This is a genomic window from Streptomyces sp. NPDC048254 (assembly GCF_043201895.1).
Classification (GTDB): Bacteria; Actinomycetota; Actinomycetes; order Streptomycetales; family Streptomycetaceae; genus Streptomyces.
Window position 1 is genome coordinate 22,988 of sequence record NZ_JBICZJ010000028.1, and the last position, 13,157, is coordinate 36,144.

The following is a 13,157-nucleotide window of genomic DNA, read 5'->3' on the forward strand; positions in this document are numbered from 1 at the left end:
GCTCACCTCCCTGCCGCGGGGGCCGGAAGGCCGCCCGCGTGGGTGTCGTAGTCCCCGAAGAAGTACTGGAGCCCTTGCACGGCGCGTCCCTCGGGGGTCCTGGCCAGCCGGACCGCGTGGTCGATGTCGAGCATCCCGACCACGCTCAGCGGTGCCCCCTGGAAGCGGGTGTCCGGGTAGGGCCTGCCCACCGGCACGAACCCGAGCTGCGTGTAGAACGACCGCAGGCCGCCGGAGTCGTCCGCGAAGAAGTCCCCGAGGACACGTGTCACCCGGTGCTCGCGCACGCTGTGGACCAGCGCCTCACGCATGAGCGCCATGCCGATGCGGTGGTGGCGCACCTCGGGCAGGGTCATGAGGTGTCCGAACTCCACCAGCCGGTGCCCCGGCCGGATCCCGGCCAGATCCACGACGTCGTCGCAGGGCAGCCCGGCGGCCGAGTCCGGGACCACCTTGATGGTGCCGACCGGCTCCGCGTCCAGACAGCCGAGGATGTATTCCGCCCGGTCGTCGAACCGGTCGAACGTCTCGGCGGTGTCCGCGGCGTCGGCGAGACGCCCCTGGTCGTGGACGTAGACGGAGTCGCGCAGCCGCAGTACCGCATTCCGGTCCGCGGCCGACCGTACGAGCCTGAGGGAGAGGGATCCCATTGCCGATGCCTTCCGGGTCACTTGCGCAGCAGTCGGTAGAAGAAGCGGCCGTAGCCGGAGTGGAAGTGCCGCAGCCGGTCGCGCACCAGGACGTGAGCCTCCGGAAGCCGCTCGATCGGGAGGTTGGGCAGCAGGTGGTGCTCGACGTGGAAGTTGTTGCCGTTGGTGAACCAGTACATGAAGCGGTTCGACCGGATGGTCCTGGTGTTCGCGAAGGCATCCTCGTCGAGCGTCTCGCAGCCGTAGTGCTCGGGCAGTTCGATCGCCGCGTGCACCGGTGCGGCGACGAGGAAGAGCGGCAGTGCCCACACCAGGACGACGACCGGCCGGCCCAGCGCGAACGACAGCACGGTCATCGCCACGAGCGCGGCCAGGACGACGAGATGGTCACGGCGGATACGGCGCGAGGTGGTGGCGGTCTCGCCCTCGAAGTCCCGGCCGCGCAGCGAGTCGAACAGGTTGCGCAGGAACAGCGCGTAGTGGTGCAGCATCGAGAACCGCACGAACCAGTTGAGCGCGGTACGCAGCCGGTTGCGGTCCTCCTCGGCGCCGTACTGGTCGCCGTAGTCGAAGAACTCCCGGTTCAGCGGGGTGCCGAGATACCGGTGGTGGCGCAGGTGCGCGACCCGGTACGCGGCGAACGAGATGAGCATCGGCACGCCCAGCACGATCCCCGCGACCGTGTTGGCCCGGTGTCCGCGGAACCCCAGGCCGTGCAGGGTCTGGTGCTGGAGTTCGGCGGCGTGGGCGAACATGCATCCGGTGAGCACGATGCCCGCGCACCGCAGCCACCACGGCTGTTGCAGCGCCGCCGTGATCCCGGCCGCCGTCAGCACGGCGCACAGAGCGAGTTTCAGGGCGAACAGCCTGCCGTTCACCTCGACGCGTAAGCGTTTCAGCGAGGCCCGCAGGTCCTCCTTGCCGTCCCCGGCCGATGGCGTGGCCGGCTCTGGCACCGGTGCCTGGGCCCCGGCCGCCGTACCCGTGGCCGGGGGTTGGAAGTTGCCGGACCTCATCATTCCTCCAGAGACTGGTGCCGGGGCGCGTCGTCCGGCCGGAGCGCGTTGTCGATCACGGCGGCGATCCGCTCCAGCGGGGCCGGGTGGAGCAGGTCGTCGTGCCGGGACTCGAGGGCATGGACCACCAGCCGCCCGCTCACATGAGACCGCCACGCGTCCGGCACGGGGGCGTCGGCGGCCCGGTCGAGTGCCGCGGCGAAGAACAGCGCGTCGCCTTCGAACGTCCCGGGGGTGAAATCGCAGGCGAGCTCGCTGGTGTGCTGGAACATGTGCATCATCGACGCCGTGTCGCTCTCCTCGAAGTGCTGCAGCTGTCCCCCGTGCGTCTGGAGAGCCTCGGTGACCAGCCCGGGTGTCAGCCGGCCGTCCGGCGGGGCGGGGGCCGTGACGTCGAAGTAGCGGAGCAGCGCCCGCAGCGCCCCGTCCTCCGTCAGCGGCTCGTTCATGTGGGTGTCCGTTCGGGGATAGCTGTCGAGCAGCGCGAGCAACTCGACCTCCTCGCCCCGTGACTGGAGCAGGGTCGCCATGGCGTGCGCGACCAGGCCGCCGAAGGACCAGCCCAGCAACCGGTACGGGCCGTGCGGCTGGACGGTGCGGACGGCTGCGACGTACTCGGCGGCCATCTCCTCGACCCGTGCCGCCCGGTGCGCCGGATCCTCGCTCGCCCGTGCCTGGAGTCCGTACAGGGGCAGGTCCGGCGGGAGGTGTCCCGCGAGCCGCAGATAACCCCAGGACTCGCCGCTGGCCGGGTGGACGCAGAAGAGCGGCGGCTCGTTCCCGGCCGGGCGCAGCGGCACCAGTACCTCGTCGTCCTGTTGGGAACGTTTCTGCAGGCGGCGGGCGAGGCCTGCCACCGACGGTGCCTCGAACAGGTCGCGCACGGACACCTGCGCACCCAGCCTGCGCCGCACCCGGCCTCGCAGCCGTGTCGCCGACAGGGAGTGGCCGCCCAGGTCGAAGAAGCTGTCGTCGATCCCGACCTGGGGCAGCCCCAGCGTCTCGGCGAACAGCCCGGCCAGGATCTCCTCGGTGGAGGTCCGCGGCATCCGGCGGCGCGCCGCGGCCGACGGGACGACGGGGGCGGGCAGGGCCTTGCGGTCCAGCTTTCCGCTCAGCGTGCGGGGCATGGCGTCGACCACGGTCACCAGATGCGGTGTCAGATGGGCGGGCAGTTCGTCGGCCAGCCGCTGCCGCAGACCCGCCGGGTCCAGGCGGGCGCCGGGTTCGGCGACGACGTATCCGACCAGCCGGCGGTCGCCCTGCTCGCCGTCGTGCACCGCGGCGGCGGCCTGGGCCACCCCGGGACAGCGGGCGAGGGCCGTCTCGACCTCGCCCAGTTCGATCCGGAAACCCCGTACCTTGACCTGATCGTCGTCCCGGCCGACGAAGACCAGCTCCCCGTCGGCGGTCCACCGCGCCAGGTCGCCGGTGCGGTACATGCGGGCTCCCGGCGGGCCGAAAGCGTCCTCCAGGAACCGCTCGGCGGTCAGGTCGTCGCGGCCCAGATAACCGGCGGTGACGCCGGCCCCCGCCACGTAGAGCTGGCCCACCGCCCCGGTCGGCACCGGCTCCAGCCGGGCGTCGAGGACGTAGGTGCGCACGTTGCGCAGCGGGCGGCCGATCGGGGGGACTCCGGCCGACGGTGCCGGCTCCAGCTGCTCGCTCATCGCGGTGGCGACAGTCGTCTCCGTCGGGCCGTAACCGTTGAACAGCCGGCAGACAGGGGCCCAGCGCTCCACGACGGTGGGCTTGCACGCCTCTCCGACCACCGACACGATGACCCCGGGCGGCATGTCCTCGGGCGCCATCACCTCCAGCGCCGAGGGCGGCAGGACGAGGTCGTTGATGTGTTTCTCGCCGATCAGCGCGGTCAGTTCGGGGCCCGGCACCAGCCGCTCCGCGGGGGCGCCCACCAGCGTGCCCCCGTTGAACAGCGACTGGGTCATCTCCCCGACGAACGCGTCGAAGCTGGACGAGACGAACTGGAGCGTCCGTGTCCCCGGTCCCGCGTCCAGCCGGTCGACGTAGGCCGCGGTCAGGTTGACGACTCCCCGGTGGGGGACCACCACGCCCTTGGGCACACCGGTCGAACCGGACGTGTAGATGACGTAGGCCGGCTGGTCGGGGCGGAAGCCGCCGGTCTCGTCCTCGGTGAGGTCGTGGTCCGGCAGCTCCCGCAGCTCTCGGACCACCTCGGCCTCGTCCAGCCCGAGGTACTCGGCGCCGAGCGCGGGACCGAGGTGGGCCGTCGCCGAGTGCAGCAGCACCAGGGTCGGCTTGGCGTCGTCCACCATGAAGGCCAGGCGGGGCAGCGGGTAGGACGGGTCCAGTGGTACGAAGGCCGCGCCGGTCTTGAGCACACCCAGGGCCGCCACGTGCAGGTCCGTCGACCGGGTCAGTGCGAACGCCACCCGGTGCCCGGCGCCCACCCCCGCGGCGGCCAGCCTGCGGGCCAGCCGGTTGGCCCGCCCGTTGACCTCGGCGAAGCTCAGAACCCTGTCCCCGAATTCCAGGGCGGGGGCCTGCGGGGTACGCGCCGCCCACTGCTCGACCATGCCGTGCACGGAGACGTCCGCGACGGGGCACTCCGGCCCACGGGCCCAGGCCAGCACCCGTTCTCTCTCCGCGGGGCTCGTCAGGGGCAGCTCGGACAGCGGCGTGCCGTGCCAGTCCGCGCGGCCGGCCGAGTCGAGCAGGAACAGCAGGCGCTCCAGGTGAGCGTCGACCTCCGCGGGGCCGTAGCGGTCCGGATGCGCGTCCACGAGCAGCTCCATCCGGTCCTCCGACGAGGTCCGGAAGAACGTCACCGAGAGGTCGTCCACCGCGGTGCGGGAGACGTTGCGCACCGTCGCGGGATGCCCGTCGAACCCCAGCTCGTAGGGGAAGTCCATGATGTTGACCACCGGCCCCCACAGGGAGCGCCGGGTGCCGACCAGACCGAGCTCGCGGATCAGGTCCTCGCTGCGGTACCGGCTGTGCAGACCGGCCTCCCGGACGGCCGCCTGGGTGCGGTGGGCGAGCTCGGCGAGGGACCCGTCCGGGTCCACGGCGAGCGGGATCGGCAGGCCGTTGGTGGTCATACCGGGGACGTCGCGCTGGTTCCTGCCCAGGCGCGCGGTCAGCGGCACCCCGAGGACGATCTCGCGCGCGGCGGTCATCCGGGCCGTGTAGGCCGCGGTGACCGCCAGCAGCAGATCCTGGCGGGCGACGCCCAGGGTCTCCGCCACCTCCCGCAGGCGACCGAGCGTCCGCGGCGCGACAGCCGCCCGGCGGCGGTGCGCCGGCCGGGAGGCCGCGGCCGGCGCGTACGTCAGCCGGACGGGGTCCTGGTGGCCGCGGAGCCGTTCCACCCAGTACGTACGGTCCCTGCCGAGGCGTGGCAAGGAGCGGTACTCCGTCTCGTCCTCCAGCAGGGTGTGCCACGGCGGGAAAGGCGTGTCGTCCACCGGCCGGTTCCGGGCGAGCGCGGTGTACACGGCCGCGGTCCGGTTGTGGAGCAGCGCCAGGCTCCAGCCGTCGAGCAGGAGGTGGTGGACCCGGCGGTAGAGGATGTGGCGGTCGGGGGCGATGCGGAACAGGGCGGTTGTGCACAGGGGGTCGTCCGGCAGCCGTACCGGCCTGGTGCCGTCCGCGGCCATCCAGGTCTCCGCCGCGGCGACCGGATCCTCCTCGGCGCTGACGTCCAGGTAGTGCAGCGGAGAACTCGCCGACTCGTCGAGATACTGGACAGGGCCCTCGTCACCGGCGGCGAACCGCAGTCGCAGGGCCTGGGCCTCCTGCTCGACCCGACTGTGCGCTGCCCGCACGAGGTCCGGATCCACCGGGCCGTGGATGTCGAGGCAGTCGCTGATGCTGTAGGCGGTGGAGGCAGGATCGGCCGACTGGGCGAACCAGATGCCCTGCTGCGCGCCGAGCAACGGCCAAATTTCCCTGCTGTGAACAGACAACACTCGTCCTTCCGAGATGCTCTTCCGGCATGACGGCACAAATGAATGCGTGCGCCGAACCTCCCCCTGGAAAACAGGAGGTGATCTTGAATGAAAGGAGCGGATGCGCTTTACGGATCGGAGTGATCAATCCGGCCGGTGGGCGGAGATCGAAGGCATCTTCAGGATCCTGCCCAGGCAAACTTGTGCCACACACGGACCTGGATGCACTTCGGTATTTTTGCTGCACTCCGCGCGCAGAGTCAAGAGTGCATTTTCCTGGCAGCGGGAGGACGAAGGGGATACCGACCGGCCACCTTGGCCGAATTTTGACCTCGCCACTTTTCGGCCATGATTGAACTGTCGGGTTCCAGATGCCCAGGGAGATCGTGTAGCGTCCACTTTCCGTTGGTCGCCACTCGAGGACGACTGTTCATGGACGGCGCGATCCGGTAATGCTTTCTCCAATTCTCCGGACAATTGGGGCGGTCGTGAAACTGGATGTCACCTTTCTTGAAATTCCCTTCAATCTGCCGTACAGCTTTGCGCGGGCGCATCATGTTGTCTCCGCACCTCTGATCCGGGTGGCTCTGTCGGACGGCTCCGTTTCGGGCCGGGGCGAGGCCACACTCTTCGAGAGCCCGCACGCCGACCCGAGGGCGGCGACGGCCGGACAACTGGAGTCCGTGCGGTCGGTGATCGAGGCGGGCGTCACCCGCGAGGACCTGCTCAAGCTCCTGCCGGCCGGCCCGGCCAGGAACGCGGTCGACGCCGCCCTGTGGGACCTCGAGGCCAAGCAGAGCGGCACCAGGGTCTGGCGCCTGCTGGGTCTGCCCGAGCCCGTTCCGCTGGAGGACATGGTCACCATCTCGCTGGCGGACGCACCGCAGTTCGAGCAGGAACTGCGGGACAGCTCCGACTGCCGTGTCCTGAAACTGAAGCTGGGGTCGGACAACGATATCGAGCGGCTGGAGGTCACCCGCCGGCTGCGGCCGGACGCCCAGCTGGTGGTCGACGTCAACTGCGCCTGGACCGTGGGGCGGCTCGAGGAGATGCTTCCGGTGCTGGCCCGCCACGACGTTCGTATGGTGGAGCAGCCGGTCCACGCGGACGACGAGGCAGGACTGCGCGGGCTGACCCACGCGGTGCCGATCATCGCCGACGAGTCGTTCTACGGCGAGGAGGACCTGCCCCGCATCTCCGAGCTCTACGACGGCGTCAACATCAAGCTCGACAAGTGCGGCGGCCTCACCGCGGCGCTGCGGATCGTCGAGCAGGCACGCGAGCGCGGTCTGCGCCTCATGGTGGGCTGCTTCGCGGCGAGTTCGCTGGCGACGGCCGCGGCGTTCCAGGTGGCCGGTCTCGCCGAGTTCCGGGACATCGCAGGCCATCTCATCCTGACCGAGGACACCGAGCCCTCGATTCCCTGTGTGAACGGCTGGCTGAGCCCGCCCGCACCGGAACTCTGGGGCTGAACGCACACCTTCCGCTCTTCCGCGGATCGAGATGGGACATCTGTATGGTTCAGTTCGGCATGCGACAGCGGGCCGCTGTCGTCGCCGCCCTGTCGTTGGCCGCCTTCGTGTTCAACACCACCGAAAGCCTGCCGATCGGACTGCTCGGGCTCGTCTCGTCCGACTTCGACGTGTCGGTGTCGTCCGTGGGTTACCTGGTCACCGGCTACGGGCTGGCGGTGGCGGTCATGTCGGTGCCGCTCGCCCAGCTGACCCGCCGAACCCCGCGGCGCCAACTGCTCTCCGTCGTCCTCGCCGTGTTCGTGCTCGCGACCTGGATCTCGGTGGCCACGTCGTCGTACTGGATCCTGCTGGCCTCGAGGGTGTGCATCGCCCTCGCCCAGGCCGTGTTCTGGGCGGTGATGATGCCGGTCGCGGTGGGTCTGTTCCCGCAACGGGTACGGGGCCGGGTAGTCGTCGTCACGGCCGTCGGCGGGTCGCTCGCCACGGTGCTCGGGGTGCCGACGGGCACCTGGCTGGGCCAGCAGACCGACTGGCAGACGCCGTTCCTGGTGCTCAGCGGTCTCGGCCTGCTCTCGCTGGTCACGATCGCCCTGCTGCTGCCCACCTCACGCCCGGAGGAGGGACACGCGGCGTACGCCTCCCAGCCGGACGGCCGGCGCTTCGCCCTGGTGCTGGGGACCACCGCCCTGTCCGTCACGGGTGCCTTCGCCGCGTTCACCTACGTCACCGAGTTCCTCACCAAGGACGCCGGTTTCAGCACCGACACGGTCAGCGTGCTGCTGATGGTGTTCGGAGCGGCGGGCGTCGCCGGCGTCCTGGGTCTCGGCGCCCTCGTCGACCGGATGCCCGCGGTCGGCGTGGCACTGCCGGTGGCGCTCCAGGCGGTCGCACTGACCGCGATGTACCAGTTCAGTTCCACACAGGCGGTCGTCGTCGCCATGATGGCCCTGTTCGGCCTCTCCGCCGCACCGGTCTTCACGGCCACCCAGAGCCGCATCCTGATCGTCGCCCCCGGCAGGACCGAGATCGGCCTGGCCATGAACTCGGCCGCGTACAACGTCGGAATCGCCGTCGGCGCCTTCGTCGGCGGGCTGCTCCTGCCGACCCTCGGGCCCGACGGCCTCTTCCTGCTCGGCGGACTGCTGAACCTGGCGGCCTTCTTCGTGCTGATGAGCGAACGGCTGCTGCCCGAGAAGAGCGCGACGGAATCACCCCGCAGTCCTGGGCAGCCGACGACGGACGTGCTCAGTGGTTAGCCAGGAGCCGATTCGACGATGGACGAGCGGTGGGAGCCGAAGAGATGACGGACGAGTCACTATCCGAGGTCGCTGCGCTTTTTGACCTCTACCAGCAGGGGATCGCCGTCCACTGCGTCTGTGCCGTCGCCCGCCTCGGAGTCCCCGACCTGTTGGCGGACGCGCCACGCCCTGTCGAGCCCCTCGCGGCCGAGGTCGGCGCCGACGCGGACGCGCTGCGGCGGGTGGTACGGCTGCTGGCCGGGCACGCGCTGTTCACCTACACGCCCGACAACGACGAAGTGGGGCTGACCCGGCGCGGCCGACTGCTGTGCGGCCGGCATCCGATGTCGTTGCGGGCGACCTTCGCGACGTTCGGAATACTGGACGTCGCGCACGGTCTGACCGAGACGATCAGGACGGGCAGGCCGGCCACCGAGTCCGTGCTCGGCACCGGGTTCTGGGACCATCTGGCGACCCGCCCGCGAGAGCAGCAGGTGTTCGGCGAGGCCATGGCGGAGCAGGCCCGGCTGCTGTCCCTGCCGTGTGTGCCGCTGCTGGACTGGCCTGTCGGCGGAACCGTCGCCGACATCGGCGGCGGGTTCGGCGCGCTGATCGCGGCCGTGCTCCAGGAGGAGCCGGGAGCACGCGGGATCCTGGTGGACCAGCCGCTGGTGCGCGAGCACGCCGAGGCGTTCCTGGCGGAACAGGGCGTCCTCGGCCGGTGCACGGTGCGGAGCGGGAACCTCTTCGACGCGCCGCCGCCGGCCGACATGTACCTGCTCTCCCGGGTGCTGCACGACTGGGACGACGACGCCGTGGCCGGGATACTCGGCGCGATCAGCCGGACGGCCCCCGCGGGGACCCGCCTGCGGATCTTCGAGGACCTGCTGCCGGAGGACGGCATCCCGCGGCCGGCCCAGAGCTGGTCCGACCTGGTGATGATGGCCCTCTACGACGGCGCCCGCGAACGCACCCTCACCGACTATCGGGAACTCCTGGAACGGGCCGACTGGGTGCTCGACGGGGTCGTCGAGGGACCACCCGGAATGAACGTCATCGAGGCGACCCGCAAATGACCCGTGAGACCGTATGAATCCGTCACGCCGGGCGGCGCGCACAGCCGAGGTACCCCGCCGACTCCCACAGTCACAGCACCCTCACCCGTAACAGCCCCTCGCGGTGGACCGCGAGGGCGCCGCTCACCCCCACCGGACCGTCATCGGCCGCCCCGTGAAAGGGAATCGGGGATTGACGTCACCGCATTTACTTAGAGTAGCCTTGCCTAAGTTGACCGGTTTCCGGAGGGTGGCTGGTGGGATCAGGGGAACCGTCGGGGCGAGCAGTCCTGGCACGCTCGGTCAGGGGGCAGGGGCGGCGGCTCGCTCTGGGCTCCGCGCTCGGCTGTGTGCACCAACTCGGGGAAGCGCTGGTCCCCGTGCTCATCGGTGTCGTCGTCGACCAGGCCGTGGCCGGACAGGACGCCGGACGCCTGGCGCTGTGGCTGGCCGTCCTGGCCGTCCTGTACGTGTGCCTCTCGTGGAGCTTCCGGCTGGGCGCACGCGCCGGTGAACGCGGCGCCGAGGAAGCCGCGCACACCCTCCGGCTGACGATCGTGCACCGGGTGCTCGACCCCCGGGGCGGCGCCGAGGAGGACCGGCTCTCCGGCGAACTCGCCAACGTGGCCACCGAGGACGCCAAGCGGGTCGGTGCGGTCAACATGGCGCTGATGAGCGGGATCTGGGCGGTCGCCGGCATCACCGTGAGCGCCGTGGCCCTGCTGCTGACCTCCGTGACGCTCGGTCTGATCGTGCTGCTGGGCACGCCGGTGCTGCTGTGGCTGGGCCATCTGCTCAGCAAGCCGCTGGAGCGGCGCAGCGAGGCCGAGCAGGACCGGGCCGCGGGCGCCGCCGGAGTCGCGGCCGACCTGGTGGCCGGGCTGCGGGTGCTGAAGGGACTCGGCGCGCAGCGGGCGGCCGTGGAGCGATACCGCCGTACCAGCAGGGTCTCCCTCGCGGCCACCCTGCGCGCCGCGCGCGCCGAGGCGTGGCAGACCGGTCTGGTACTGGCCCTCACCGGCGGGTTCATCGCACTGATCGCCTGGGTGGGCGGGCGGCTGGCGCTCGACGGCTCGCTCACCCTGGGGCAGTTGGTCTCGGCCGTCGGACTCGCGCTGTTCCTGCTGGGACCGTTGGAGACCTTCGCCTGGGTCAACACCGAGCTGGCGCAGGGCCGCGCCTCCGCCGCCCGGATCGCCCGGGTGCTGGCCGCCGGACCCGCCGTCATGGGCGGGGACGAGCCGGTGCCGGACGGGGTGCGCGGGCAGGTGCGGCTGCGCGGGGTGCGGTTCGGCGGCCTCGACGGCGTGGACCTCGACCTGCCCGCCGGCCGGCTGACCGGGATCGCGGTGACGGATCCGGCTTGTGCCGAGGCCCTGTTGAGCTGTCTGGGCCGGGAGGCGGACCCGGAGTCGGGCTCGGTGGAGCTGGACGGGGTGCCGCTGACCCGGCTGGACCCGGCGGGGCTGCGGGCCGCGGTGCTGGTCGCCGCGCACGACGCCGCGCTGTTCGAGGGTTCCCTGGCCGCGAACGTGACCCCCGGGGGCGGCGACGGGCCGGACCCGCGCACGGACCGGGCCATGGCCGCCGCCGACGCCGACGAGGTCGCCCGTTCGCTGCCGGACGGAGCGGACACCGGGGTCGGGGAGGGCGGGCGGTCGCTGTCCGGCGGGCAGCGGCAGCGCGTCCTGCTCGCACGGGCGCTGCGCGCCGAACCGCCGGTCCTGGTCGTGCACGATCCGACGACCGCGGTGGACGCGGTCACCGAGGCCCGTATCGCCGAGGGGCTCAGGGAGATCAGGCAGGGCCGGACGACGGTCGTGGTGACCAACAGCCCGGCGCTGCTCGCCGTCACCGACCGGGTGGTGTTCCTGGACGGCGGCCGGGTGGGCGCCGAGGGCACGCACGCGGAGCTGGCGCTGACCCACGAGACCTACCGGACGGCGGTGCTCGCATGACCCGGACCGACCGAGGGGCCGATCCCGGGCGGGCTCTGCTGCCCACCGCCACACCCGCCCGCACCCGCGCGGCCGTACGCGAACTGCTGCGCCCGAACCGGGGGCTGGCGGCCGCCGGCTTCGGCGTGATGGTGCTCGCCACGGCCGTCGGCCTGCTCACCCAGCCGCTGCTCGGCCATGTCGTCGACCTGGTCACCCGGCGCCGCTCCCCCGACGCGCTCACCGCGCCCGTGCTCGCGCTCGCCGGGGTGGCCGTGGTGCAGGGCGTGACGACCGCGCTGGGCATGTCGCTGGTGTCCCGGCTCGGCGAGACCGCGCTCGCCCGGCTGCGCGAACTGTTCGTGGAGCGTGCCCTGGCGCTGCCGCTGGAGCGGCTGGAGCGGGCGGGCTCCGGCGACCTCAACTCCCGGGTCACCCGGGACGTCTCCCGGGTCGCCGACGCGGTGCGCACCGCCCTGCCCGAACTCGCCCGCTCCGCGCTGTCGATCGTGCTGACCCTGGGCGCCCTCGCCCTGCTGGACTGGCGGTTCCTGCTGGCCGCGCTGCTCGCCGTGCCGGTGCAGGCGCACACCGCGCGCTGGTACGTGCGCAACGCCGTCCCCCTGTACGCCCAGGAGCGGATCGCCACCGGCGAGCAACAGCAGCAGTTGCTGGACACCATCGGCGGGGCCCGCACGGTACGGGCGTACCGGCTCCAGGACGGCCACGGCCGCCGGGTCACCGAGCGCTCGCGGGCGGCGGTGGAACTGACCATGCGCGGGGTGCGGCTGGTGCTGCGCTTCTACAGCAGGCTGCACATCGCCGAGTACGTGGGTCTCGCCGCCGTCCTGGGCACCGGGTTCCTGCTGGTGCGGTCCGGTTCCGCCTCGGTCGGCACGGCGACGGCCGCCGCCCTGTACTTCCACAGCCTCTTCGGTCCGGTCAACACCGCGCTGGTGCTGCTCGACGACGCCCAGTCGGCGACGGCGGGCCTGGCCCGGCTGGTCGGTGTGATCGACGAGCCGGTGCCCGCGGTCTCCGGGCGGCGGGACGCCGGTACGACGGCCGGGGCGGACCCGTCCGTGACCCTGGCCGGTGTCTCGCACGCGTACGTGCCCGGCCGTCCGGTGCTGCGCGGTGTCGACCTGGAGGTGCGGCCCAAGGAGCGGATCGCGCTGGTCGGCACCACCGGTGCGGGCAAGACGACGCTCGCCAAGCTGGTGGCAGGGCTGCACCGCCCGGAGTCGGGCCGGGTCGACATCGGCGGCGCCGAACCGGACGAGTCCGGCCGGCTGGTGGGGCTCGTCACCCAGGAGGTGCACGTGTTCGCCGGGCCGCTCGCCGACGACCTGCGCCTCGCCCGCCCGGACGCGAGCGACGAGGAGCTGTGGGACGCGCTGGCCCGGGTGGGCGCCCTCGGCTGGGCCGAGGCCCTGCCGGAGGGGCTGGACACGGTCGTCGGCGACGGCGGCCACCGGCTCACCGCCGACCGCGCCCAGCAACTCGCCCTGGCCCGTCTGCTGCTGGCCGATCCGCCGGTCGTCGTGCTCGACGAGGCGACCGCGGAGGCCGGCAGTTCGGGCGCCCGGCTGCTCGACGAGGCCGCCGAGCAGGCGCTGCGGGGCCGTACGGCGCTGGTCGTGGCCCACCGGCTGAGCCAGGCCGCCGCGGCCGACCGGGTCGTCGTGCTGGACGCCGGCCGGATCGTCGAGGAGGGCACCCACGACGAACTCCTCGCCGCCGAGGGCCGGTACGCGGCCCTGTGGCAGGCCTGGGCCGGCAGCCGCGCCACCGCCGAACGCCCCGCCGACGCCTTCCCGAACCCCCGCTGACCGCACTCCCCGCTGACCGAGC

At 72.1% G+C, this 13,157-nt stretch carries 8 protein-coding genes; 5 read left to right on the top strand and 3 right to left on the bottom strand.

Annotated features, from left to right (window positions below; all coding sequences use genetic code 11):
• Positions 1–2: 2 nt before the first annotated feature.
• The 3 genes from ACGFZQ_RS47190 to ACGFZQ_RS47200 are packed head-to-tail and all read right to left on the bottom strand — an operon-like array spanning position 3 to position 5,586.
• Positions 3–650, bottom strand: coding sequence for a GNAT family N-acetyltransferase (locus ACGFZQ_RS47190; RefSeq protein WP_351734069.1), 648 nt, complete (start codon positions 648–650; stop codon positions 3–5).
• Positions 651–667: 17 nt separating this feature from the next.
• Positions 668–1,666, bottom strand: coding sequence for a fatty acid desaturase family protein (locus ACGFZQ_RS47195; RefSeq protein WP_382530211.1), 999 nt, complete (start codon positions 1,664–1,666; stop codon positions 668–670).
• Positions 1,666–5,586, bottom strand: coding sequence for an amino acid adenylation domain-containing protein (locus tag ACGFZQ_RS47200; protein WP_393845705.1), 3,921 nt, complete (start codon positions 5,584–5,586; stop codon positions 1,666–1,668). The genes ACGFZQ_RS47195 and ACGFZQ_RS47200 overlap by 1 nt, the downstream gene beginning before the upstream one ends.
• Positions 5,587–6,050: 464 nt before the next feature.
• On the opposite strand from ACGFZQ_RS47200, the gene ACGFZQ_RS47205 reads away from it, so the two are divergent.
• The 5 genes from ACGFZQ_RS47205 to ACGFZQ_RS47225 all read left to right on the top strand — a co-directional run bounded on the left by ACGFZQ_RS47205 (position 6,051) and on the right by ACGFZQ_RS47225 (position 13,135).
• Entirely contained in the window at positions 6,051–7,070 is a 1,020-nt protein-coding gene (locus ACGFZQ_RS47205) for a dipeptide epimerase (RefSeq protein ID WP_393845706.1), read from the top strand.
• A 59-nt stretch (positions 7,071–7,129) separates the two neighbouring features.
• Complete coding sequence (locus ACGFZQ_RS47210) at positions 7,130–8,329, top strand: MFS transporter (protein WP_351734077.1); 1,200 nt, start codon at positions 7,130–7,132, stop codon at positions 8,327–8,329.
• A gap of 44 nt (positions 8,330–8,373) precedes the next feature.
• The gene (locus tag ACGFZQ_RS47215) at positions 8,374–9,387 is read left to right on the top strand and encodes a methyltransferase (RefSeq protein WP_393845707.1); all 1,014 of its coding nucleotides are present in this window, start codon (positions 8,374–8,376) and stop codon (positions 9,385–9,387) included.
• A 236-nt stretch (positions 9,388–9,623) separates the two neighbouring features.
• Complete coding sequence (locus ACGFZQ_RS47220; RefSeq protein ID WP_393845708.1) at positions 9,624–11,324, top strand: ABC transporter ATP-binding protein; 1,701 nt, start codon at positions 9,624–9,626, stop codon at positions 11,322–11,324.
• Positions 11,321–13,135, top strand: a complete 1,815-nt coding sequence (locus ACGFZQ_RS47225) for an ABC transporter ATP-binding protein (RefSeq protein ID WP_393845709.1) — start codon at positions 11,321–11,323, stop codon at positions 13,133–13,135. Before ACGFZQ_RS47220 ends, ACGFZQ_RS47225 begins: the two co-directional genes overlap by 4 nt.
• The last annotated feature ends 22 nt before the right edge of the window (positions 13,136–13,157 follow it).

Excerpts from the sequence above, each read along its gene's own strand:
- ACGFZQ_RS47190 (WP_351734069.1), bottom strand. The coding sequence starts at position 650 with ATGGGATCCCTCTCCCTCAGGCTCGTACGGTCGGCCGCGGACCGGAAT.
- ACGFZQ_RS47195 (WP_382530211.1), bottom strand. The coding sequence starts at position 1,666 with ATGAGGTCCGGCAACTTCCAACCCCCGGCCACGGGTACGGCGGCCGGG.
- ACGFZQ_RS47205 (WP_393845706.1), top strand. The coding sequence starts at position 6,051 with ATGCTTTCTCCAATTCTCCGGACAATTGGGGCGGTCGTGAAACTGGAT.
- ACGFZQ_RS47210 (WP_351734077.1), top strand. The coding sequence starts at position 7,130 with ATGCGACAGCGGGCCGCTGTCGTCGCCGCCCTGTCGTTGGCCGCCTTC.
- ACGFZQ_RS47215 (WP_393845707.1), top strand. The coding sequence starts at position 8,374 with ATGACGGACGAGTCACTATCCGAGGTCGCTGCGCTTTTTGACCTCTAC.
- ACGFZQ_RS47225 (WP_393845709.1), top strand. The coding sequence starts at position 11,321 with ATGACCCGGACCGACCGAGGGGCCGATCCCGGGCGGGCTCTGCTGCCC.